This window comes from Flavobacterium inviolabile (genome assembly GCF_013389455.1).
Lineage (GTDB): Bacteria > Bacteroidota > Bacteroidia > Flavobacteriales > Flavobacteriaceae > Flavobacterium > Flavobacterium inviolabile.
Genome location: NZ_CP058278.1, coordinates 1,213,424 through 1,238,437 on the forward strand (window position 1 = coordinate 1,213,424; position 25,014 = coordinate 1,238,437).

General features: G+C 40.5%; 22 protein-coding genes. 21 read left to right on the forward strand and 1 reads right to left on the reverse strand.

What is annotated here, in order from left to right; all coding sequences use genetic code 11:
* Window positions 1-38: 38 nt before the first annotated feature.
* A complete protein-coding gene (locus HW120_RS05375; RefSeq protein WP_177731658.1) occupies window positions 39-1,451 on the reverse strand; it encodes an APC family permease in 1,413 nt (470 codons plus the stop codon).
* 93 nt (window positions 1,452-1,544) lie between these two features.
* Between HW120_RS05375 and HW120_RS05380 the strand changes: the two genes are divergently transcribed.
* The 21 genes from HW120_RS05380 (at window position 1,545) to HW120_RS05480 (ending at window position 24,995) form a co-directional block, all read left to right on the forward strand.
* Window positions 1,545-1,775, forward strand: a complete 231-nt coding sequence (locus HW120_RS05380) for a (4Fe-4S)-binding protein (protein ID WP_177731660.1) — start codon at window positions 1,545-1,547, stop codon at window positions 1,773-1,775.
* On the forward strand, window positions 1,768-2,052 hold the full coding sequence (locus HW120_RS05385) for a GNAT family N-acetyltransferase (RefSeq protein ID WP_177731663.1): 285 nt from the start codon (window positions 1,768-1,770) through the stop codon (window positions 2,050-2,052). Before HW120_RS05380 ends, HW120_RS05385 begins: the two co-directional genes overlap by 8 nt.
* A 65-nt stretch (window positions 2,053-2,117) precedes the next feature.
* On the forward strand, window positions 2,118-3,140 hold the full coding sequence (ruvB, locus tag HW120_RS05390) for a Holliday junction branch migration DNA helicase RuvB (protein WP_177731665.1): 1,023 nt from the start codon (window positions 2,118-2,120) through the stop codon (window positions 3,138-3,140).
* 4 nt (window positions 3,141-3,144) lie between these two features.
* On the forward strand, window positions 3,145-4,071 hold the full coding sequence (gene queG, locus HW120_RS05395) for a tRNA epoxyqueuosine(34) reductase QueG (protein ID WP_177731668.1): 927 nt from the start codon (window positions 3,145-3,147) through the stop codon (window positions 4,069-4,071).
* A 144-nt stretch (window positions 4,072-4,215) separates the two neighbouring features.
* Window positions 4,216-5,055, forward strand: a complete 840-nt coding sequence (locus tag HW120_RS05400; protein WP_177731671.1) for a hypothetical protein — start codon at window positions 4,216-4,218, stop codon at window positions 5,053-5,055.
* Between the two features lie 150 nt (window positions 5,056-5,205).
* Window positions 5,206-7,497: an NADP-dependent malic enzyme gene (locus HW120_RS05405; RefSeq protein WP_177731674.1), complete on the forward strand. Its 2,292-nt coding sequence runs from the start codon at window positions 5,206-5,208 to the stop codon at window positions 7,495-7,497.
* Between the two features lie 92 nt (window positions 7,498-7,589).
* On the forward strand, window positions 7,590-8,171 hold the full coding sequence (gene ruvA, locus HW120_RS05410; protein ID WP_177731678.1) for a Holliday junction branch migration protein RuvA: 582 nt from the start codon (window positions 7,590-7,592) through the stop codon (window positions 8,169-8,171).
* 3 nt (window positions 8,172-8,174) lie between these two features.
* Entirely contained in the window at window positions 8,175-15,419 is a 7,245-nt protein-coding gene (sov, locus tag HW120_RS05415; RefSeq protein ID WP_177731681.1) for a T9SS outer membrane translocon Sov/SprA, read from the forward strand.
* Between the two features lie 61 nt (window positions 15,420-15,480).
* Window positions 15,481-15,861, forward strand: coding sequence for a glycine cleavage system protein GcvH (gene gcvH / locus HW120_RS05420; protein ID WP_177731684.1), 381 nt, complete (start codon window positions 15,481-15,483; stop codon window positions 15,859-15,861).
* Window positions 15,854-16,234, forward strand: a complete 381-nt coding sequence (locus HW120_RS05425; RefSeq protein ID WP_177731687.1) for a VanZ family protein — start codon at window positions 15,854-15,856, stop codon at window positions 16,232-16,234. The genes gcvH and HW120_RS05425 overlap by 8 nt, the downstream gene beginning before the upstream one ends.
* A gap of 48 nt (window positions 16,235-16,282) precedes the next feature.
* Window positions 16,283-17,026 (forward strand): deoxyribose-phosphate aldolase, encoded by a 744-nt coding sequence (gene deoC / locus HW120_RS05430; RefSeq protein ID WP_177731689.1) that lies wholly within the window; start codon window positions 16,283-16,285, stop codon window positions 17,024-17,026.
* A 12-nt stretch (window positions 17,027-17,038) separates the two neighbouring features.
* Window positions 17,039-19,138, forward strand: coding sequence for a gliding motility protein RemB (locus tag HW120_RS05435; protein WP_177731692.1), 2,100 nt, complete (start codon window positions 17,039-17,041; stop codon window positions 19,136-19,138).
* A gap of 43 nt (window positions 19,139-19,181) precedes the next feature.
* Window positions 19,182-19,724 carry an SRPBCC family protein gene (locus HW120_RS05440; RefSeq protein WP_177731695.1) on the forward strand — a complete coding sequence of 181 codons (543 nt, stop codon included), beginning with the start codon at window positions 19,182-19,184 and terminating at the stop codon, window positions 19,722-19,724.
* Between the two features lie 157 nt (window positions 19,725-19,881).
* Complete coding sequence (cyoE, locus tag HW120_RS05445; RefSeq protein ID WP_177736193.1) at window positions 19,882-20,784, forward strand: heme o synthase; 903 nt, start codon at window positions 19,882-19,884, stop codon at window positions 20,782-20,784.
* Window positions 20,785-20,788: 4 nt separating this feature from the next.
* The gene (locus HW120_RS05450; protein ID WP_177731698.1) at window positions 20,789-21,370 is read left to right on the forward strand and encodes a cytochrome c oxidase subunit 3; all 582 of its coding nucleotides are present in this window, start codon (window positions 20,789-20,791) and stop codon (window positions 21,368-21,370) included.
* A gap of 44 nt (window positions 21,371-21,414) precedes the next feature.
* A complete protein-coding gene (locus tag HW120_RS05455) occupies window positions 21,415-22,392 on the forward strand; it encodes a cytochrome c oxidase subunit 3 (RefSeq protein ID WP_177731701.1) in 978 nt (325 codons plus the stop codon).
* Between the two features lie 19 nt (window positions 22,393-22,411).
* Complete coding sequence (locus HW120_RS05460; RefSeq protein ID WP_177731704.1) at window positions 22,412-22,762, forward strand: cytochrome C oxidase subunit IV family protein; 351 nt, start codon at window positions 22,412-22,414, stop codon at window positions 22,760-22,762.
* 80 nt (window positions 22,763-22,842) lie between these two features.
* On the forward strand, window positions 22,843-23,493 hold the full coding sequence (locus HW120_RS05465) for a hypothetical protein (RefSeq protein WP_177731708.1): 651 nt from the start codon (window positions 22,843-22,845) through the stop codon (window positions 23,491-23,493).
* 65 nt (window positions 23,494-23,558) lie between these two features.
* Window positions 23,559-24,185, forward strand: a complete 627-nt coding sequence (locus tag HW120_RS05470; RefSeq protein ID WP_177731711.1) for an SCO family protein — start codon at window positions 23,559-23,561, stop codon at window positions 24,183-24,185.
* A 5-nt stretch (window positions 24,186-24,190) separates the two neighbouring features.
* Window positions 24,191-24,730 (forward strand): DUF420 domain-containing protein, encoded by a 540-nt coding sequence (locus HW120_RS05475; RefSeq protein WP_177731714.1) that lies wholly within the window; start codon window positions 24,191-24,193, stop codon window positions 24,728-24,730.
* A complete protein-coding gene (locus HW120_RS05480; protein WP_246297039.1) occupies window positions 24,720-24,995 on the forward strand; it encodes a hypothetical protein in 276 nt (91 codons plus the stop codon). Before HW120_RS05475 ends, HW120_RS05480 begins: the two co-directional genes overlap by 11 nt.
* Window positions 24,996-25,014 lie beyond the last annotated feature (19 nt).

Below are 25,014 nucleotides of genomic sequence, written 5' to 3' on the forward strand. Positions count from 1 at the left end.
TTGGACATGTCCAACCTTTTTTATAAATGATAATTTATTTACGCAGTTTCTTTTGGTCTTGTGATATAATAAACCGGTATTCCGGCAAGCATGATCAGTACGCCCCAACCACACGTACTGGTGCGGTCGATCAGTAAAGCAATGCATATAGCTGATGCTACGATAATATACAAAGCCGGTAAAAACGGATAGGCAAAAGCCTTATACGGTCTGTTGGCATCCGGCATTTTCTTTCTTAAAATAAAAATACCATATATCGTCAGTATGTAAAAGATGATTACAATGATCATTACATAATCCAGTAAATCCCCGTATTTCCCGGTCAGGCACAAAAAGGAAGCCCAGATACACTGGATCCATAATCCCCAGCCCGGTACGCTGGCTTTGTTTAACTCGGCGGCTTTTTTAAAGAACAAACCGTCTTTTGCCATCGTGTAATACACGCGGGATCCGGCCATGATCAAACCATTGTTGCAGCCAAAAGTCGAGATCATGATCATGATTGCAATGACTATGGTTCCGGTCGCGCCAAAAATGTGCTGCGATGCGGCTACGGCAACCCTTTCCGATGGAGCAAAAGCAATTTCCTGCAACGGCATTACGGCAAGATACATCACGTTGGCTAAAATATAGATGACACTCACAATTAAAGTCCCTAAAAACAAGCTTAAGCCCACATTGCGCTCCGGGTTTTTAATCTCTCCGGAAATAAAGGTAACCCCGTTCCAGGCATCACTGGAAAATAAGGAGCCTACCATGGATGCAGCGATAGCCGATGCTAAGGCATATCCGGAAACAGGAATCCATGAATTGCTGTCTTTCTGGAAAGACTGTGCATTCCAGGCATCCGTCCAGTTTGCATTCCAGATATCGGCTTTGGCAGCCAGGATAAAACCGAAAATGATCAAACCAAAAAGGGAGGCGATCTTCGTGATGGTAAAAATAGTCTGGATGTATTTTCCGTTTCGAACCCCTTTACTATTAATATAACTCAGGAAAATGATGGTTCCTATGGAAACCAGCTGCGCTGCATTAAGCTTGAAAGAACCGATCTCATAAAGGATATTCTCATCGCTTACCGCAGGAATCAGATAGGCCGTGAATTTTGAAAAGGCGACGCCAACAGCGGCAATGGTTCCGGTTTGTATGACCGCAAAGAAACTCCAGCCGTATAAAAAAGCAATCAGCTTATTATACGATTCCTTTAAATAAATATACTGCCCGCCGGCATGCGGAAACATAGCACTCAGCTCTCCGTAGCTAACGGCAGCCGTTATGGTTATTAAAGCAGAAACAATCCAGATCGCAATCAGCCATCCGGCACTGCCTATGTTCTGAGTGATTCCGGCACTCACAATAAAAATTCCGGAACCAATCATCGAGCCTACCACAAGCATAGTGCCGTCCAGAAGACCTAATTCTCGTTTTAAAGTTGGGGTTTCGTTATGCATATAGAATTAATGATTTATTAGGGTTAAAGATATGAAAAATGAGTTTTGTTGCTCTTTTTTTTGTAACTTTCATAAAGACAAAAACAAAACATTATGGAAAACGTAAAAGAGTACAGCAACGGAGAAGTTACTGTGGTTTGGAAGCAACAATTATGTGAACATTCCGGAAATTGCGTTCGTGGACTTCCGGAAGTATTCCGTCCTAAAATTACCCCCTGGATCGAAGTCCGTAAGGCCAGTTCCGGAGAAATAATCCATCAGATCGAACAATGTCCTTCGGGTGCCTTATCGTTTTATTACAATAAAAAAGAAAACAATGGATGATCATTTGAAATTAGTCAATAATCAGGAAAAAAACCGCTTTGAACTGAAAGTGGAAGGCTACATGGCCTTTATTGATTATAAAATAAAAGACAAAAAAATATACCTCATCCATACTGAAGTTCCGGCGGAACTGGCTGGAAAAGGAGTGGGGAATGCAATTGTGCTCAAAACACTGAACTATATTAAAGACAATGGTTTTTCGTTAGTCCCTTTATGTCCGTTTGTGGCGGCCTATATCAAACGGCATCCGGAATGGGAAACTATTGTGGCACATTAATACGGTAAAGCAGTATGAAGAACGAATAAACGGTTTGGCAAGTAAACATTTTCTATCTTTGCCGCATGAATGAACATTTAGATCCAACAAACCAAAAATATAATGCAGAGGAACTCGATTTAGAAAAAAAATTGAGACCGCTGTCATTTAGCGATTTTACAGGACAGGATCAGGTACTGGAAAATCTGAAAGTATTTGTTCAGGCTGCCAACATGCGTGGAGAAGCACTGGATCATACCTTATTTCACGGGCCACCGGGATTAGGGAAAACAACATTGGCGAATATTCTGGCCAATGAATTAGATGTGAACATTAAAATTACTTCCGGTCCGGTTTTGGACAAGCCGGGAGATTTAGCCGGTTTGCTGACAAATCTGGACGAGCGTGACGTTTTGTTCATTGATGAGATTCATCGATTGAGCCCTATAGTTGAAGAATACCTGTACTCGGCTATGGAAGATTTCAAAATTGACATCATGATCGAAAGCGGTCCGAATGCCAGAACGGTTCAGATTAACCTGAACCCGTTTACGCTGGTAGGCGCAACCACACGTTCCGGACTGTTAACAGCACCAATGCGTGCCCGTTTTGGAATCCAGAGCAGGCTGCAATATTACAATACCGAACTGCTCACGACCATTGTGCAAAGAAGCTCTTCTATTTTGAAGATGCCTATCACGATGGAAGCGGCCATTGAAATTGCAGGAAGAAGCCGCGGAACACCGCGTATCGCCAATGCTTTACTGCGACGTGTTCGTGACTTTGCCCAGATAAAAGGAAACGGAAAAATTGATATTGAAATTGCCCGTTTCTCACTAAAAGCCCTGAATGTCGATGCCCATGGACTGGATGAAATGGACAACCGCATCTTAACCACTATAATCGATAAATTTAAAGGCGGCCCGGTGGGATTGTCCACCCTGGCAACAGCCGTATCGGAAAGCGGAGAAACAATCGAAGAAGTGTACGAACCCTTTTTAATTCAGGAAGGATTTATCATCCGGACACCGCGGGGACGGGAAGTGACCGATAAAGCCTATAAACATCTGGGAAGAATAAGAACCAATATTCAGGGAGGATTGTTTTAAGACCATGATTAACAATAAAGCAAAATATACAGATCTCATCAAAACCGAAGCCAAACGCCTCGGTTTTTTGTCATGTGGTATTTCGCAAGCCGGTTTTTTAGCAGAAGAAGCACCCCGTCTGGAAGACTGGCTGAAAAACAACAGAAACGGAAAAATGAGCTATATGGAAAACCACTTTGATAAAAGACTGGATCCGACACTGCTTGTTGATGATGCCAAAAGTGTTATCTCCTTACTGTTGAATTATTATCCGGCAGAACAGCAAAGCTTCGGAAGCTATAAAATTTCAAAATATGCTTACGGGGAAGACTACCATTTTGTGATAAAGGAAAAACTCAGGGAACTGCTGCACTTTATCGAAACAGAAATCGGGGAAGTGTCCGGCAGGGCTTTTGTAGATTCGGCTCCGGTTTTAGACAAAGCCTGGGCGGCAAAGAGCGGTTTGGGCTGGATTGGAAAAAACAGTAACCTGTTGTCCAAACAGGTGGGCTCCTTCTTTTTTATCGCAGAGCTCATTGTGGATCTTGATCTGGAATATGATAATGCCACTACCGACCATTGCGGGAAATGTACCGCCTGTATGGATGCTTGCCCTACCCAGGCAATCGTAGCACCCTATGTTGTAGATGGCAGTAAATGCATTTCCTATTTTACCATCGAATTAAAAGAAAACATTCCAACGGAAGTCAAAGGAAAATTTGACGATTGGATGTTTGGCTGCGATGTGTGCCAGGATGTATGCCCGTGGAACCGCTTCTCAAAACCCCATAACGAACCGCTATTGCAGCCCAATCGCGACATACTCTCTTTTTCTAAAAAAGATTGGGAAGAAATAACGGAAGACACCTTCAGAAAAGTATTTAAAAACTCCGCCGTTAAAAGAACAAAACACCAGGGACTGGTTCGGAATCTGAAATTCCTGAAAGACTAAACGGATAGCATAAGTATTTGTTAAATTAATAAAAACTTGACATTATTGGTCTGTTTTTTGTTATATTTATTAATAATGTAGTTGCTTTATTTTCTAAAATTTGAGAAATAAGCAATTTTTAGTAATTTTAATAAATATAATCCTATGAAACAAAGTCCCCCAAAAATTTTAGTATCCCTTTTAATACTTTTTTGTGTAAACGTATTTGCTCAGGTAGGAATCGGAACAGCAACACCGGATCAGTCGGCTATGTTGGATGTTGCCGGAAACAACAAAGGAACATTATTATCACGGGTATCCCTATCCGGGAATGCTGATATTGCCACGATACCCAACCCGGCTGTAGGCCTGATGGTGTATAATACAACAGCAGTTGCCGTTGGAACAGATGATGAACTGCCGGTTGGCTACCATTACTGGAACGGTACAAAATGGGTCAATATCGCAGAAACATCCAACTCAAACGGCAGTAATGCTAAAATCAAAACCTATGCCTATGTCGGGCCGTACTCCGGTCAAAGTACTAACGGTATCAATGTTGGTGATTTCTCTTTCAGAATACTGTTAAGTCCCAATATTGTAAGTGGAACGACCAGTGAAAATGTTTCACCTCAGATCCGGAATAACACAGTATCGAATATCGACTTAACGGGTTTTGCTGCTATGAACTACGGAAATGGCAGCGGAACCATTAACTATACTTCCGGAACGGTTATCAATACCGCTGCGAATCTGGCGAATCCCAATACCCGGACATTGCCTGCTAACTCCTGGGCATGGTGGGGTGAATCCGGATTTATCCAGGCGGGCGGCGGAAGCACCAGTGAAAAACGGCAATACACCCTTACCGTTGACGATGTGAACTACAATAAATTCTGGAGAGTGGAATTTATGTTCATTAATCCGGGCGGCACGGTAGCGACATTACCAACGGCAAAATGCGTTATTTATGTAGAAGAAGTGATTGGAATGACTGTTAATTAATATTTTAGTTAATTGTATCTCAAAGGGTTGTCTTTTCAGGCAGCCCTTTGTGCTTTTTTGAGGGTTGTGTTTTTTTAAAAGATTCGCTGTTAAAAGTTTCTAAAATTATACACTTACCGTTATCTTTGTCTGTTAGTAAAATAAAAAACTATGCATAAAGACAGCAAAAGAAGAGAGGCTTTATTATACCATGCTAAACCGACACCGGGAAAAATCCAGGTGGTACCAACTAAAAAATATGCAACACAAAGAGACCTGGCTTTAGCCTATTCTCCTGGAGTAGCAGAACCGTGTTTGGAAATTGAGAAAGACGTAAATAATGTTTATAAGTATACCGCTAAAGGAAATTTAGTAGCTGTAATTTCAAATGGAACAGCAGTTTTGGGCTTGGGTGATATCGGACCGGAAGCTTCAAAACCGGTAATGGAAGGGAAAGGACTTTTGTTTAAAATCTTTGCAGATATTGATGTTTTTGATATTGAAGTTGATACAAAAGACGTTGATAAATTTATTGAAACCGTAAAAAATATTGCTCCGACTTTTGGAGGAATTAACCTGGAAGATATTAAAGCACCGGAATCTTTTGAAATCGAAAGAAGACTGGTGGAAGAATTGAATATTCCGGTTATGCACGATGACCAGCATGGAACGGCTATCATTTCGAGTGCCGCCTTATTAAATGCCGTTGAACTTGCCGGGAAAAAAATGGACGAAGTAAAAGTGGTTGTTTCCGGTGCAGGATCGGCAGCAATTGCTTGTGCTAACCTATACGTTTCTTTTGGCGTGAAGCAGGAAAATATTGTCATGTTCAACAGTAAAGGAGCCTTGCGTAAAGACGATCCGAAGATTTCGGAAATGCAGCGGGTGTATGCTACAGATAAAGAATATGTATCTTTAGCAGATGCGATGCTGGGTGCAGACGTATTTATCGGACTGTCATCAGGCGATATCGTAACGCCGGATATGTTAATAGGTATGGCCGAAAACCCTATTGTGTTTGCGATGGCTAATCCGCGTCCGGAAATTAATTATGACCTGGCGATTGCAACCCGTAAAGATATTATTATGGCAACCGGACGTTCGGACCATCCTAACCAGGTGAACAACGTTTTAGGATTCCCTTTTATCTTTAGAGGTGCTTTAGACGTTCGTGCTACTAAAATTAATGAAGAAATGAAAAAAGCTGCGGTAGTCGCTCTTGCTAATTTAGCGAAAGAGTCGGTGCCGGAGCAGGTGAATATCGCTTATGGCGAAACAAAACTAAACTTTGGAAGGGATTATATCATTCCAAAACCATTCGACCCGAGATTGATTGCGCAGGTACCGCCGGCAGTAGCTAAAGCTGCTATGGAATCCGGAGTGGCCACAGCACCAATCACCGACTGGGACAGATACAGCGAGGAATTGCTGGAAAGAATGGGATCCGATAATAAAATGCTGCGATTGCTGATTAACCGTGCTAAAATAGATCCTAAAAAAGTCATCTTCGCAGAAGCGGATCATTTGGATGTATTGAAAGCAGCACAAATTGTTTCGGAAGAAGGAATCGGTGAACCTATTTTGTTAGGAAACAGAGAAACCATTCAGGAACTGATGGAAGAAATTGGCTTTGAACAGGAAGTACTGATCATTGATCCGAAAACAAAAGAAGAAGAAGCCAGAAGAAATCGTTTCGCAGAAGCATACTGGAAAAGCAGACAAAGAAGAGGGACAACCTTGCTGGATGCTCAGAAATGGATGAGAGAGCGTAACTACTTTGCCGCGATGATGATCAACGAAGGCGAGGCAGATGCTTTGGTTACCGGATATTCCAGAAGTTACCCAACGGTTGTAAAACCAATGCTGGAACTTATTGAAAAAGGACATGGTGTTTCCAGAGTGGCGACTACCAACCTGATGATGACCAAAAGAGGACCGCTTTTCTTAGCCGATACGGCAATTAACCCGAATCCGTCATCGGAAGATCTGGCGAAAATTGCCTTAATGACTGCAAAAACAGTAAGAATGTTCGGAATGGAACCGGTAATTGCCATGGTGTCCTTCTCGAATTTCGGTTCGTCTAAAAACGAAAGTGCTTCCAAAGTTCGTGAGGCCGTTTCCTATTTACATAAAAACTACCCGGATTTAATTGTTGATGGAGAAATCCAAACCGATTTTGCCCTGAATTCCGACATGCTGAAAAGCAAATTCCCGTTCTCTAAATTAGCGAATAAGAAGGTGAATACCTTAATCTTCCCTAATCTGGATGCTGCGAATATTACCTATAAACTATTGAAAGAGCTGGATAAAGCGGTTTCTATCGGACCAATCATGCTGGGCTTGGACAAACCGGTACATATTTTCCAGTTGGGTGCCAGTGTGGAAGAAATGGTAAACATGGCAGCAGTAGCTGTAGTGGACGCTCAGGAAAAAGAAAAAAGGGTAAAACAAGCCAAACGATAATTTGGTCTAAATCGGATAAATTGACACTTATCCCTTTTAAATTAGGATAATAAAAGATTTTTCTTATTTTTGGTAATAACGAATACGTAATTATGATTGCACATATTCAAGGGAGACTAACTGAAAAGTCGCCAACAGAGGTAATTATAGACTGTAATGGTGTAGGGTATCACATAAATATCTCGCTCCATACGTTTTCGTTATTGCCAAATTCAGAAAACATAAAGCTCTATACTTTTCTACAGGTAAAAGAAGATGCCCATACACTTTTTGGGTTTATGGAAAAAGCCGAAAGAGAACTATTCAAACTATTACTTTCCGTTTCAGGAGTGGGAGCAAGTACAGCAAGAACCATGCTGTCTTCCATAACACCTCAGCAAATCATTCATGCTATAGCCGGTAATGATGTCGCTACCGTTCAATCCATTAAGGGAATTGGCGCTAAAACGGCGCAGCGTATCATATTGGACCTGAAAGATAAAGTACTAAAAGTCTATAATCTGGAGGAAGTTTCTGCTGTAGAAAGCAATACAAATAAAAATGAAGCGTTATCAGCTTTGGAGGTTTTAGGATTTATGAGAAAATCAGCCGAAAAAGTGGTCGATAAAATTGTAAAGGACAATCCCGATGCTTCTGTGGAGTCAATCATTAAACTAGCCTTAAAAAACTTATAATTCTTGGAAACATTTTACTCTCATGATTTTTTTAAGAAGACAAAGACCGGATTTACAATTTTGGTTTTATTCTTTTGTTTTTCTATCCAAGCTCAGGTGGACGAAGAAGAACAAGATTCTATTAAAACTGGGGCATCCTTAGGGAAACTTAATATATCGAATCCCAAAAGCATTCTGGAGGCTTATACCTATGATCCGGTTACGAATCGGTATATCTATACCAAAACTTTTGACGGTTTTAATATTAACTACCCTATTATACTAACGCCACAGGAATATGAAGAATTGGTTTTGAGAGAATCAATGCGGGATTATTTCAAGCAAAAATCAAGTGCGATTGACGGCAAGAAAGCCGGAAGTGAAAATGCTAAAAAAGATTTATTACCAAGATATTATGTGAATTCAAGCTTCTTCGAAGCCATTTTTGGAGGGAATACCATCGATGTGAAACCGCTAGGTTCCGTAGAAGTCGATTTGGGAATGCGGTACACCAAACAGGATAATCCGGCTTTCTCACCCCGAAACAGATCGACATTTACATTCGATTTCGATCAGCGGATCAGTTTGAGTTTACAGGGGAAAGTAGGAACCCGGTTAAACGTAAATGCCAATTATGATACCCAATCAACCTTTGCGTTCCAGAACTTAATCAAACTGGAATATGCTCCGGGTGAAGATGATATCATCAAAAAAATAGAAGTTGGTAACGTAAGCTTACCATTAAACAGCTCCCTGATTCGTGGAGCACAAAGTCTTTTTGGGGTTAAAGCCCAATTCCAATTTGGAAAAACAACTGTAACGGGAGTTTTCTCGGAACAAAAATCGCAAACCAAAACGGTTACGGCCCAGGGCGGAGGAACCATTCAGGAATTCCAGTTATTCGCAATGGATTATGATGCAGACAGACACTACTTCCTGTCACAGTATTTTAGAAACCGCTATGACGATGCTTTAAAACCCTATCCGCAAATCAACAGCCGTGTACAGATTACCCGTGTGGAAGTTTGGGTAACGAACAAACAGAACAGGGTTAGTACTACAGACAATAACCTTAGAAACATCATGGCCTTGCAGGATTTAGGGGAGGCACAGCAGATGGGCGTTAATGATACGGATATTATCGGTATTCCTTCGGCAGGATTTTTTAACCAGCCGCCGGGATCGCCAGTAGACAATAAAAATAACAAATTCAACCCTGCAAATATCGGTACGAACTATTTGGGATCGGGCATCAGGGAAATCTCCAGTGGAAATACAGCCTTTAATATTCCGGCTTATACCGCTGTTGAAGGAAAAGATTTTGCGAAACTGGAAAATGCCAGAAAACTGACTTCAAACGAATATACCTTCCATCCGCAGTTGGGATATATCTCCTTAAACCAGCGTTTGGCAAACGATGAAGTATTGGCGGTAGCTTACCAGTATACAATGGGCGATCAGGTTTTTCAGGTTGGAGAATTCGGTACAGACGGTATTGACGGTACCGTGGTACAGCCGGGAGCAAACCAGGGCGATCAGCCAATTGTAAACACACAGAGTCTTATCCTTAAGATGTTGAAAAGTAGTTTGACCAATGTGAGTCAGCCTGTCTGGAATTTGATGATGAAAAATATCTACCAGATTCCGGGAGCTTTCCAGTTAACACAGGAAGATTTCCGTTTTAATATTTTATATACCGATCCTTCCCCGTTAAATTACATCACTCAGGCTCCGGCAGGAGGGGTGTCACAACCTTCGGTTCCTTTACCGGCAGATGTGGAAAATACACCGTTGATTAAAGTATTTAACCTGGATCGTCTGAATTATACCAATGACCCGCAGGTTGGCGGAGACGGTTTCTTCGACTTTGTACCGGGTATTACGGTAGATCAGCAAAACGGACGGATTATCTTTACCACGGTAGAACCATTTGGTAAACACCTATTCGAGAAACTGAAAGTATCACCAACAGAAGATTATACTGGGAATCCAAACAATGGATCTGACTATAATGCGAACCAGAAAAAATATGTTTTTAGAAACCTCTATAAAACAACACAGGCAGGCGCATTACAGGATAGCGATAAAAATAAATTCCAGTTAAAAGGTAAATTCAAATCTTCCGGAGGCGACGGTATTGCAATTGGTGCCTTTAACGTTCCTCAGGGATCTGTTGTGGTAACAGCCGGAGGAAGAAGATTGGTGGAAGGTGTCGATTTTACGGTTGATTACCAGAGAGGTCGTGTTCAGATTCTGGACCCTTCTTTACAGGCATCCAGCATTCCGATTGAAGTAACTTTGGAAAACAATGCCATCTTCGGACAGCAGACAAGACGTTTCTACGGATTGAACGTAGAACATAAATTCTCGGATAAATTCCTGGTAGGCGGTACCTTCCTGAGACTATCGGAACGTCCGTTCACGCAAAAATCAAACTACGGACAGGAATCCGTTAACAATACGATCTTCGGATTAAATACTAATTTCTCTACAGAAGTACCATTCTTTACCCGATTGGTAAACAAGCTTCCGAATGTGGATACAGATGTACCGTCCAATCTTTCCTTTAGAGGAGAAATTGCTTACCTGCAACCGGGCGCTTCAACAGCCGACCAGTTTAACGGAGAAGCAACAACCTATATTGATGACTTTGAAGGTTCACAGACAACTATAGACATGCGTTCGGCCCAGGCCTGGTCATTAGCCAGTACACCGGTTGGTTACGGCGATGAACTAGCTGCTCCGGACTATGGCTTCAGAAGAGCGAAATTGTCATGGTACTCTATTGACCCTACATTTTATGCTTCGTCACAATTACCGGCAGGTTTATCTGTAGATGATATTTCTTCAAACAGAACCCGTAGAATTTTCAGCCAGGAACTTTACCCGGTTACCGATATTGCCCAGGGACAAAGTACGGTTGTGAACACTTTAGACTTAACATACTATCCTCGTGAGAGAGGACCTTATAACTTTAGTACGCTTGCGAATCCGGCCGATAACTCTTTGGCGAATCCGCAAAACAACTGGGGTGGTATCATGAGAGCGATTAACTCGACCAACTTCGAACAGTCGAATGTGGAATACATCCAGTTTTGGATGATGGACCCTTATTACGGCGCCAATAACCCGTCGTTGTTTACCAATGAAGGAAAACTGACATTCAACTTAGGAGAAATTTCGGAAGATATTTTAAAAGACGGAAGAAAGTTCTATGAAAACGGTTTAGGACCAAATCAGATATTGGTACAGCCGCAGGGACCTTGGGGTAACGTTCCGGCTTCCCAATCCCTGATCTATGCTTTCGATACCAATGAAAACAACCGTGAGGCACAGGATGTCGGATTCGACGGTTTAAATGATGCAGAAGAAGCGGCTAAATTCCCGGCATTTGCTGGAAATCCCGATCCGGCTGCAGATAACTACCAATACTTCCTGAATGCACAGGGTGATATTATCCAGCGTTACAGAAACTACAACGGTGTACAAGGAAACTCACCGATAGCCGTGTCCGATACAAACAGAGGATCGACTACCTTACCGGATGTGGAAGATATTAATCGTGACAATACCATGAATACGATTAATGCCTATTGGAAATTTGAAGTGCCTATTAAATACTATCCGGGCGATGTACCGGTTGGACAGGACTTTATTGCCGATGTGCGAATCAACAATAACGTGGATTTAGCCAATGGCGGTACCGGACAGGTAAGATGGATCCTGTATAAAATCCCGATTCTGGAAGCAACAGATGCTAACCGTGAAGGAACAATTTCCGATTTCCGTTCGATCCGTTTTATGAGAATGTTCATGTCGAACTTCTCCGATCAGATTACATTGCGTTTCGGAGCTTTAGACCTGGTTAGAGGAGAATGGAGACGTTATACCAATACATTGGATCCTAACGAAACACAAGAACAAAATGAAAACGACAACACCGGATTCGATGTTGTAGCGATAAACATCCAGGAAAACGGAAACCGTTCGCCAATTCCTTATGTAACCCCTCCGGGAGTTACCAGAGAGCAATTGTATAACAACAATACGATCATTAACCAAAACGAGCAGGCCCTTTCCCTAAGAGTCTATAAAAAAGAGGCCGGATCTCCGGGCTTAGGCGGATTGGAACCGGGTGATGCAAGAGCGGTGTTTAAAAATGTTAGTGTAGACATGCGTCAGTTTAAAAAACTGAGAATGTTCCTGCACGCAGAAGCATTGCAGCCACCGGCAGAAACACAACCGTTAATGGCCGATCAGATGGTTGCTTTCATCCGTTTTGGTAATGACTTTACACAAAACTTCTACCAGGTGGAGATTCCTTTAAAACCGACGGCTTTTTCAGCCCGTTCGGCAGAAGAGATCTGGCCGCTTGAAAATGAAATCGATTTACGACTGGAATTGCTGACACAGTTAAAAGTATTGGCTTTACAGAATAATCTGCCGGTACCGGCAGACCCGCTTACCGGAATTGCCTATGTGCGGGAAGATATCCTGGATCCGTCCTTGTCTGCCAAAGTGAATAAATTAACGCTGGGTATAAAAGGGAATCCGAATTTCGGTATGGTAAGAACCTTAATGGTCGGATTGAAAAATATCTCGACCCAGGAAGTAAGGGGAGAAGTTTGGTTCAACGAGCTGCGCATGTCGGAAATGGACAACAAAGGCGGTATGGCGGCTATTGCCAATCTGGATACCAACTTTGCCGATTTAATGAACATTTCGGCTACCGGTAGAATGAGTACCGTTGGATTCGGAACACTGGAACAGGGACCAAATGAAAGAAGCCGTGAAGATGTTAAACAGTATAATATCGTTACCAATATTAACCTGGGTAAATTATTACCGAAGAAATGGGGAATCAACCTGCCATTCAACTATGGTATCGGTGAAGAGATAATCACGCCGGAATATGATCCGTTCAACCAGGATATTAAATTACAGCAATTGCTGGATGTAACGGCTGACGGTGCTGAAAAAGACAATATCCGTAACCGTGCGATCGACTATACAAAACGGAAGAGTATTAACTTTATCGGCGTGAAAAAAGACAGGGCTCCGGAACAGAAACAACACGTTTACGACCCGGAAAACCTTACCTTATCGTATTCCTTTAACGAAACGGAACACCATGATTTTGAAGTAGAGAATTTATTGGATCAGCAGGTAAAAACATCTGCCGACTATGCCTTTACGTTTAAACCGAAAGCGGTTGAACCGTTAAAGAATACGAAATTCATGAAGAAAAGCAGTTACTGGAAAATGTTGAGCGATTTTAACTTTAACTACCTTCCGACTAATATTTCATTCAGTTCGACAATTTTACGTCAGTACAACAGACAGCAATTCCGTCAGGTAGATGGTGTTGAAGGTATTGCGATTGATCCGTTATACAGAAGAAATTACTTCTTCAACTACCAGTATGGTTTTAACTATAACCTGACAAAATCATTGCGTATCAATTACAATGCGTCGTCCAATAATATCGTGAGAAACTATCTGGATGAAAATAAAATTCCGGATCCGAACAATACGATCTGGGACAGCTATTTCGATATCGGAGAACCGAATAATCACACGCAGCAGTTGAATATCAACTATGACCTGCCGTTAAATAAACTGCCGTTCTTAAGCTTTGTGAAATCGACCTATACGTATACCGGTGATTACAACTGGCAGCGTTCTTCCGATGCTTTCTCTTCTATTGATGGCTATGATTTAGGAAACACCATTCAGAATGCCGGTTCCCACCGATTGAACACGGTATTAACGATGGACAGCTTCTATAAATATATCGGATTGACCAAGCAAGGTAAAAAAGTGGCACCGAAACCGGCAGGACCAGCGCCGAAACCGGTTCCGGGTCAGAAGATCACTAAACTGGATGCTCCGGTTGACAACAAGCCAAATCTGATTTTAGACGGTTTGATCAGCGTGGCTACCAGTGTGAAAAACATCCAGATCAATTATACCGAAAATGGTGGTACGGTACTTCCGGGTTACCTGCCAAGTATCGGTTTCTTCGGAACGATGCAGCCTACACTTGGATTTATTATGGGTAGTCAGTCGGATGTTCGTTATGAAGCGGCCCGAAACGGCTGGTTGACCAACTATCCGGAATTCAATCAGAGCTTTACTCAGGTTAAAAATAAAATCCTTGATGTAACCGCTCAGGTAGAGTTATTCCCGGATTTAAAAATCGACTTGAATGCCAACAGAACCTATGCACAGAATTTCTCTGAGCAATATGATGTTGATGCTTATGGTAATTATAATTCCCGTTCGCCATACGATTTTGGTAACTTCTCCATTTCGACGGTGCTGATTAAAACGGCGTTCTCACAAAGTGATGAAAACTTCTCGGCAGCATTTAATGACTTTAGAAGTAACCGTTTGGTCATTGCAAACCGTTTGGCAGAAGAAAGAGGAATCGATTTAACGAACCCTGCCAATATTGGTACGGACGGTTTCCCGAAAGGATTCGGAAGAAACAGCCAGGCAGTATTGTTGCCGGCATTCTTAGCGGCCTATACCGGAGCGGATGCATCCAGTGTGTCGACAGGAATTTTCCGTGATGTTCCGATTCCGAACTGGACCGTGAAATATACCGGATTAATGCGTTATAAATTCTTTAAAGATAACTTCAAACGTTTCTCTTTACAGCATGGATACCGGGCGTCCTATACGGTAAACTCCTTCCGTTCGAATTTTGAATATGATGCCAATCCGGATGTTGTGAATCAGACCACACAGAATTATCCGGTAAAAACCATAGTATCGAATGTTAACTTAGTGGAACAATTCAACCCGTTAATGAGAGTGGATTTTGAAATGAAAAACTCATTCAAGATTTTGGCGGAAATGAAAAAAGACCGAAGCTTATCGTTGAGTTTTGATAACGGATTGCTGACAGAAGTAAAAGGAAATGAATATATCGTAGGATTGGGATACCGTTTCAAAGATGTAACGATCAACTCCAAACTGGCCGATAATCCAATGGGTGTCATTAAGAGTGATATTAACTTGAAAGCCGATTTATCATTACGTCAGAACCAGACGATTGTCCGTTACCTGGATTATGATAACAACCAGTTGGCAGGAGGTCAGGATATCTGGTCACTAAAACTAACAGCCGATTATATGTTCAGCAGAAACCTGACAGCGATTTTCTATTATGATCATTCGTTCTCTCAGGCGGTTATTTCAACATCGTTCCCAATGACGAATATTCGTGCCGGGTTCACATTGCGCTATAACTTCGGAAATTAATAAAGAAAAGATTTTATAGTTATCACTAATAAATATACATTTGCCAATAAAAATAAACACAATGAATATACCATCTAACTTAAAGTACACAAAAGACCACGAATGGGTAAGCCTTGAAGGCGATATTGCAACGGTAGGAATCACTGATTTTGCTCAGAAAGAATTAGGAGATATCGTTTATGTAGAAGTTGAAACTTTAGATCAGACACTTGATAAAGATGAAGTTTTCGGAACAGTTGAAGCGGTTAAAACGGTTTCGGATTTGTTCTTGCCTTTAACAGGAGAGATTATTGAATTCAATGATTCATTAGAGTCAGAACCTGAAAAAGTAAACACGGATCCTTACGGAGCAGGATGGATGATTAAAGTGAAAGTTACCGATGTGGCTGATTTCGATTCATTGTTGTCCAGTGATGCCTATAAAGAATTAATCGGTGCCTAAACTAAGTCTTTGGTTAGCATTATTCTGGTCACTTTTTATAGGTATTGCCTGTCTGATCACGTTTAATGATAACACCGGAATTGATATTCCAAATAAGGATAAGTTTGTTCATTTTGTTTTTTACTTCCTGTTCACCTTTTTTTGGTTTAAGTTTTTAGATAAAAAACAGAACCAGTGGACGCTGAATAAAAAACTGATTACGGTTTTTCTTCTTGGTTTTACCTATGGGGTAGCCATTGAAATTTGTCAGGGACTGTTTACCCAAACACGATCGGCAGATATCATGGATGTTTTAGCCAATAGTACAGGAGGTTTGTTTGCCGTAATTGTTTTGTATTTTTTAGAAAAGATAAAAAACAGAAGACCAAATTAATTACCATATAACGATCCCACTTCTGTGGGATTTTTTTATTTTTATACCATGGATATTAGAAATTATTTAGATTCGACCTATTTGAAAACTGCCGAACAGGCGGGAGTTTCCGAACAAGAAAATATAAAAATCGCAACCGCTTTCATTGAGGAGGCAATTGAAGAAGGTTTTAAACTGATCATGATCAGACCGGACAGGGTAGCGCTGGCTAAAAAAATGATTACAAAGAAGAAATCCAATCTTACGATCGGAACGGTAATCGATTTTCCGAATGGAAACGGTACGCTTGAAGAGAAACTGACGGAAGCGGTACAGGCTATAGAAGACGGTGCGGATGATCTGGATTTTGTACTCGATTATGAAGCCTTTAAAAACGGTGAAGTGGATGCGGTGAAAAAGCAGGTTCTGGAATGTACACGCTTAGGACTTTTCCATAATAAAATTGTAAAATGGATTATTGAAGTTGCGGCACTGAACGATCATCAGATTGTACAGCTTTCGGCTTTGATAAAAAATATTGTCATTGCCAACTTTAAAGAACAGCAATACGAATCGGTTTTTGTAAAATCATCAACCGGTTTTTACAAAACGGAAGAAGGAAAACCAAACGGAGCCACGGTTCCGGCAATCAAACTGATGATCGAAAATGCTTTCCCGCTATCTGTTAAAGCGGCCGGTGGTGTACGTACCTATCAGGAGGCATTGGAAATGATTGCTTTGGGTGTAAAACGAATCGGCACTTCTTCGGCAAAAGCCATAGCGAGTGGTGAAATTTCTAAAAACGATTACTAAAACGCATTGTTAATGAGGTATTTTTGGTGTGTGTTCCTGTTGTTCTTAATGAATGGCAAAACATTTTCTCAGACAATGTCGAGAGAGCAGTATCCTGTTTTTAAAGCCTGTAAAGAAGTTGCGCAGGAAAACAAAGAAGCCTGTTTTAACCATCAGGTGCAGGACTTTTTCTATAATAACTTTAAAGTTCCGGACGAACTGGTACAGCAAAACTATAAAGGAACGGTTATCGCGCTTTTTGAAGTGGATACAACCGGTGCTTTTAAACCGTTGTATATCGATGCCGCTTTCCCGGAACTAACAGCAGAAACCAAACGTGTTTTCGCCGCTTTGGATAAAGTGGAGCCGGCAAAATATGCCGGAAAACCAACCTATGCCAAATATACCATTCACATTGCCATACCGCTGGTAAAACCGGCCATGCCGGGCAGTACTGCTGTTGCCGGTACGTTCAGGAAGACATCGGATGTGAATAAGGAATTGGAGGAGTTTGACAAAATTGTGAGCAAACCATTTCAAAACCCGCAATTCAAAAGCAACCTGAACATCCCGTTTACCCATCAGAACTATATGGTTTTTGATGCGGCTGTAAATCAGGTGGGAAGCAATAATCACTCGGCATCGAAACCATATTCTTATGCGGAAGTGGCGAAATACTATGATTTTGAAGCCGAACAGCGAAAGCTGCTGAAAAATAAAACCTCCTGGTGGGGAAGAAAGCTGTGGAATGAAAATATGGCAGCGATCCAGGGTGAGGATTATTGGTTTACGATAAATCCTATTTTCGACCTGCGGTTGGGGAAAGATTTCGGTAGTGATTTAAAATATACTTATGTGAATACCCGCGGACTTCAGGTTCAGGGAGCCATTGGCGAGCAGCTTAGTTTCTCGACGTCGGTTTATGAAAGTCAGGGACGTTTTGCCGATTATTACAATGCCTATGCAGAATCCATAAAACCTTCCGGCGGAAATCCGGCAATTATTCCGGGTATCGGTATTGCAAAAGAATTCCGGACAGATGCTTATGACTTCCCGATGGCGGAAGCAAATCTGACCTATACGCCCAATAAATTCATCAACCTGCAACTGGGTTACGGAAGAAACTTTATTGGCGACGGTTACCGCTCGTTGCTGCTTAGTGATGCGGCAAGTCCGTATCCGTACTTTAAGATCAATACCACCTTCTGGAAGATCAAATATACAAACACCTATATGTGGCTGAAAGATGTGCGTAACGAGGTGACCGACGAGAAAACCTATGCTACAAAATACATGGCAAACCACTATTTGAGCTGGAATGTTACCAAACGGTTTAATTTAGGATTTTTCGAATCGGTGATCTGGAGCAATACCAACGACCGTGGATTTGATTTCAATTTTGTCAACCCGATTATTTTTTACCGTGCGGTTGAATTCTCCTCTTCTTCAAAAAGCGGAAATGCCGTGTTGGGATTAACGTCGAAATACAAGCTGAGCAACCAGTTTAATCTTTACGGGCAGTTTCTGTTAGATGAATTTTCTTTAGGAGACGTTGAAGAAGGTAACGACAGCTGGAAAAATAAATACGGCTTTCAGCTGGGTGCAAAATATTATGATGCTTTTAAAGTTAAAAACCTGTTGCTGCAGCTGGAATACAACCATGTTCGCCCTTATGTTTATGCACACAGCAATGTGCTGACCAATTACGGGCATAACAACCAAAGCATGGGGCATTTGTGGGGTGGAAACTTTAAAGAAGTCGTAGCGATCGCAAAATATTATTACGGGCGATGGTTTGCCGATGCCAAACTGATTTACGGACAAAGAGGTCTGGATTTCAATACTGCCGACAATACCTTTAACTACGGAGGGAATATTTATAGAAATTATGACGAAAACAGACCGTATGATTCGGGTGTGGTTACAGGACAGGGGAATAAAACCAATGTGCTGATTGGCGACTTCCAGGCCGGGTATCTGGTCAATCCGGCAATGAATCTGAAATTCTTCGGAAATATCATCTATAGAAACTTTGATCCGATGGCGGAAACCGCTACAACGCTTAAAAATTCAACAACCTGGTTTTCAGTTGGCTTAAGGGCGGATTTGTTCAATTGGTACTATGACTATTAATATTTTTTTGTACTTTTAAAAAGTAACCAGAAAATAATGTGATATGAGAATCTTGAAAAAACTTATTTTCTTTTTTATCGGAATAATCGTTTTGCTTTTAATAGCGGGATTGTTTGTTAAAAAAGAGTATGCGGTAGAAAGGGCGATTGTGATCAATAAGCCTAAAGCCGAAGTTTTTAACTACGTGAAGTTTGTTAAAAATCAGGATAATTACAGTGTTTGGAACAAGAAGGATCCTGCAATGAAAAAAGATTATAAAGGGAATGACGGACAAGTAGGATTTGTGGTAGCCTGGGACAGTAGTGACAAAGAAGTCGGTAAAGGAGAACAGGAAATCGTAAACATAGTGGACGGGGATAGAATCGACATGAAACTGCGCTTTAAAGAGCCGTTTGAGGCAGAAGATAATGCTTATATGATAACGGAAACCGTTAGTCCGAATGAAACAAAAGTGAAATGGGGTTTTAAAGGAACGATGAACTATCCGATGAATCTGATGCTGTTGTTTATGGATATGGACAAAGAATTGGGTGGTGCTTTAGATGCCGGACTGAAAGATTTGAAAACCATTCTTGAAAAACCGTAATCACAAAAAAAGAAATATTTAAAAAGAGGAGCCTGCCGGGTTCCTCTTTTTTGTTAAAAGTGCTGTTAAAGATTGATTTTAAGAGTATACTTTTGATGAGAAGTAAATTTTGGAGTATATTTGCGCACCGTTTTTAGAAATAATAATGAAAACTGCTTTGAACGCTTCAGAAAAATCAATTTCAATCACTTCTTTATTTACTGATTTTAAGGGAATCACTAAAGCTGGTTTAGCGATTAGTGTGGTTTTTTCATCAATAGTAGGTTATTTGTTGGGTGTATCCGCTGAATTTCCTTTTGACTGGATGACCTTTGTTTTGCTTGGTATTGGTGGGTATTGTATGGTTGGCGCCTCAAATGTTTTCAATCAGATTATAGAAAAAGACCTGGATGCTTTAATGGACCGAACAAAAAATCGTCCGTTGCCATCAGGGAGAATCACCAAACAGTCGGCTTTTATTTTAGGTGCTGTACTAACGGTGATCGGATTGGCAATCCTGTATACGATCAACCCTAAAACAGCAATGTTCGGGGCGATTTCAATCTTTCTTTATACCAGTGTTTACACACCGTTAAAGACCATGACGCCGCTATCGGTTTTTGTGGGTGCTTTTCCGGGAGCTATCCCTTTTATGTTAGGATGGGTAGCCGCAACAAATGAATTTGGTATAGAGGCGGGAACGTTATTTTTAATACAATTCTTCTGGCAGTTTCCTCACTTTTGGGCTATTGGCTGGTTCTTGTATAAAGATTATGAGAAAGCCGGTTTCTTTATGTTGCCTACAGGGAAACAGGATAAGAAAACCGCTTTACAAACCATTTTGTATACGGTATGGCTTATTGTGGCTTCGTTAATTCCGGTAGTAGGATTTACCGGTGATTTGAAATTGAGTTATGTAGCCGCCGGGTTTGTATTGCTTTTAGGATTGTGGATGTTGTATTATGCTGTGAAGCTGTACAAGGAAATGGATGAGAAAGCAGCAAGAAAATTAATGCTCGTTAGCGTTACTTATATTTCATTGTTGCAGCTGATTTATGTTATAGATAAATTTTTACGTTAATTATATGGAAATGTCAGTTCAGGAACATAACGATAGAAAAGCAAGGTCATTCAAGATGCTGCTTTGGTTTGCTATGATTAGCATCGTTATGGTATTTGCAGGCTTAACAAGTGCATACGTGATTAGTAAATCCAGACCGGATTGGTTAAAGGATTTTACGCTTCCAAGTGCTTTTATAGCGAGTACGGTAGTAATGCTGTTGAGCAGTGCAACGTTTCATTTGGCTAAAAAAGCCATTCAGAAAGACAACAGAGCGGCAACTTCCAATTTTCTGCTGCTAACGCTTGCTTTAGGGATTGCGTTTGTTGTTTTGCAGTTTGTGGGGTTTGATCAGGTAATTCAAAGCGGGTATTTCTTTACCGGAAGTGAAAGTACGATCACAACGTCATTCTTGTATGTGGTAGTTATCGTGCATTTAGCCCATCTATTTGGAGGGTTGATAGCACTTTTAATTATAATTTATAATCATTTTAAACAAAAATACAATTCAGGTCAAACCCTTGGAATTGAGCTTGGTGCGATGTTTTGGCACTTTTTGGATTTTCTTTGGGTGTATTTGTTTTTATTTTTCTATTTCTACAAATAGAAAAAAAATGTAAATTTGGGAACTTTTTAACTAATAACTTTATAATGGGAGCGACAGTTACTACAACAGCTACTAATGGAAAAACTTGGGACGGCGGAAATGAACCGATGGGAGCGAGTTATGGCAAGATGATGATGTGGTTTTTCATCGTATCAGATGCCTTAACATTCTCTGGATTTTTGGCAGCTTACGGTTTTTCAAGATTTAAATTTATTGAAACTTGGCCAATTGCGGACGAAGTTTTTAATCACTTTCCGTTCTTGCACGGAGTGGATGCACCAATGTACTATGTGGCATTGATGACCTTCATCTTAATTTTCTCATCTGTAACCATGGTATTGGCGGTAGATGCAGGACATCACTTAAAGAAAACAAAAGTTGCCGTTTATATGCTTTTAACGATCGTTGGAGGTTTTATATTCTTAGGTTCTCAGGCTTGGGAGTGGAAAAACTTCATTCAGGGAACGTATGGCGCGGTAGAAACAAAAGGAGGTTCTATCCTTCAGTTTGTAGATAAAGACGGAAAACGTGTGGCATTAGCTGATTTTGCAGCACACCTTCCAAAAGAAAGAGAGCAATTAACAAGAGATAAAGGTACCTGGTTTATGAAAGAATCTTCGGTTCCTACCTATTCGGTTCAGGAAGTTGTAGAAGGTTTCAAAGCAAATCCGGATATCTTAATCCGTTCAGAATTCAATACTAAGGATAAAGTTAAAACGGTTTTATCCAGAGAAGAATCGCTTAAAAAATTAGACGACGTTAAGTATGTTGTTGAAGGAGCGAACCTGATCAGAAATGAATACGGGCATAAATTATTTGCAAACTTCTTTTTCTTTATCACAGGATTCCACGGATTCCACGTATTTACAGGAGTATTGATTAATATCTTGATCTTCTTTAATGTATTGTTGGGAACTTACGAAAAAAGAAGAAGTTATGAAATGGTTGAGAAAGTTGGATTGTATTGGCACTTTGTAGATTTAGTTTGGGTGTTCGTATTTACATTCTTCTATTTAGTATAATTTATTACAAAAGAATATCATGGCACATACACACGAATCAAATACAAAAAGAATCTGGGTTGTTTTCGGATTACTATCCATCATCACAACTGTAGAAGTTATTTTAGGTATTATAAAACCACATTCATTGTACATGACAGATTTACTGTCTATGAACTTACTGAACTGGATTTTCATAATTCTTACTGTTGTTAAAGCATACTATATTATGTGGGCTTTTATGCACCTTGAAGGAGAAAAAAGTAATTTTAGATGGTCAATAGTTGGACCGTTAGTTTTTTTAATTATCTATTTAGTGTTCATCTTGCTAGTAGAAGGTAATTATATCTTTGATGTGTTTAAAAATTCTGAATATAAATGGATTTTTTAATAGCATATTAAATTATAAAAAAGGCGGTTATTCAACCGCCTTTTTTTATTTTTGTACTCACAAAATAAAGGCCTTACATAATGAAAAAATATATTGTTCTTACGGTTCTTTTTGCACTTCCCATCTGTGCTTATTTATTCTTCGCTTCCGGTGTGAACAGCTTCGCTAAATTACCCACCGTTACCCCTAACATTAAAGAACTTTCCGATTGGAAATCGCTGGATGGCGAAAAAGTTCAGATGAAAGAGAAAATCACCATTCTTGGCTTTCCGGGTTCGGAAATGCTGTATAACAAAGGAGACGCTTTTAACCTGGACCAGAAGATTTATAATAAGAACAGAGAGTTTACCGATTTTCAGGTGGTGATGATTGCTCCGGAAGGAACAGAAGATCAGGCAAAGCAATTGAAAAGTGAACTTAGCGGTATTTCCGATTTAGCGGTGTGGCATTATGTGTTTGCCAAACCGGAGGAAATCCAGGCCTACTACAATTCCCTGAAACTGGTTGGCAAGCTGGACGACAAACTCAGAACGCCAAATGTTTTTATCATCGATAAAGATTTAAACCTCAGAGGCCGGAAAGGGAAAAACAAAAAAGGAGAAGACGAATACAAAGAAGGTTATAACACCATTTCAGCTGCCGACCTTCACAATGAAATGAGTGACGATGTTAAGATCATTCTGGCAGAATACCGCCTGGCACTCAAAAAAAATAACAAAAGAAAAATATAATCATCTGAAGGTAATTAGCAACAGCTGTCTTTGCCGGTTATCTTGTCACGTTTAAATCATATATTATGAAGAACAAGTCATACATTGGGATTTCGTTTATTGTTTTAATTTTTGGTATTTGGGTAGTTCCTAAAATCCTGAATAAATTTCAGAAGGCAGATTTAGTCGTTATCGGCCCGGTTCCGAAATTTGAACTGATTGACCAGGACAATAAAAAAATATCCAACGAAGATTATTTAGGAAAGGTTTATGTGGTGGAATTCTTTTTTGCAACCTGTCCGACGATTTGCCCGATTATGAATCAGAACATGCTAAAGCTGCAGGATGCGTTTTATGGCAATCCGAAATTCGGTATTGCATCCATTACAATCGATCCGGCTCATGATACTCCGGCTGTTTTAAAAGCACATGCGACCCAGTTGGGCGTTAAAAATTACAATTGGCACTTTCTTACCGGCGATAAAAAATACATTTACGATTTGGCTTTAAAAGGATTTAACCTGTATGCCGGTGAAAATGATAAGCAGGCAGGAGGATTTGAACATTCCGGTTTGTTTGCCTTGGTGGACAAAGAAGGAAACATCCGATGCCGCAAAGACAGCTTTGACAACCCGATTTTATATTATGACGGATTGGAAGAAGCAGGAGTAAAAGCAATAAAAGAAGATATCAAAAAATTATTAGAAGAATAACAGTAATGGAGAATTCAGTTGAAAAGAAATATAATAAGTGGATCGTAGTATTGTCAGTTGCTATTCCGCTTGTGGTAGCCTTGCTTTTTGGGGTTAACTTACGAAAGTTAGGGTATGATGTGGAACCGCTATCGTTCCTGCCGCCAATTTATGCCACGATAAACGGTGTTACCGCTGTGGTTTTGGTTGCCGCTGTTATGGCGATTAAAAACGGAAAGAGAAGTCTGCATGAAAACCTGATGAAAGTGGCTATAGCGTGCTCTGTTGCGTTTTTAGCAATGTATGTGGCCTATCACATGACTTCGGATTCTACGAAGTTTGGAGGAGAAGGTGCTATTAAGTATATTTATTACTTTATATTGATAACGCACATCCTGCTGTCGGTAATTATCATACCGTTTGTTTTGGTTACTTATGTGAGAGCCTTGGCAGAGCGTTTTGATAAACATAAAAAGCTTGCGAAAATAACATTCCCGATGTGGTTGTATGTTGCTGTTACCGGAGTGATTGTTTACCTTATGATTTCACCATATTATGCACACTAAAGAACTACAAAAAAAGAAAAGCGCTTTTTCCCTGCAGTCTGTTTTTATAGCAGTATTGTTTTTAGCGGCTTCATTTAGTGCCAGTGCACAATGCGCAATGTGCCGGGCTGCTTTGGAAAGTGAAGAAGGCGGTGTAAAGGCGGAAGCGGTAAATGACGGAATTGTATACCTGATGATTATCCCTTATGTCCTTGTGGGTGCTTTAGGATATGCTATTTACCGGTTAAAGACGAGGAAGAAAGTCAAACAGCCGGAAACGAATTAAATAGAAAAGCAACCCGATC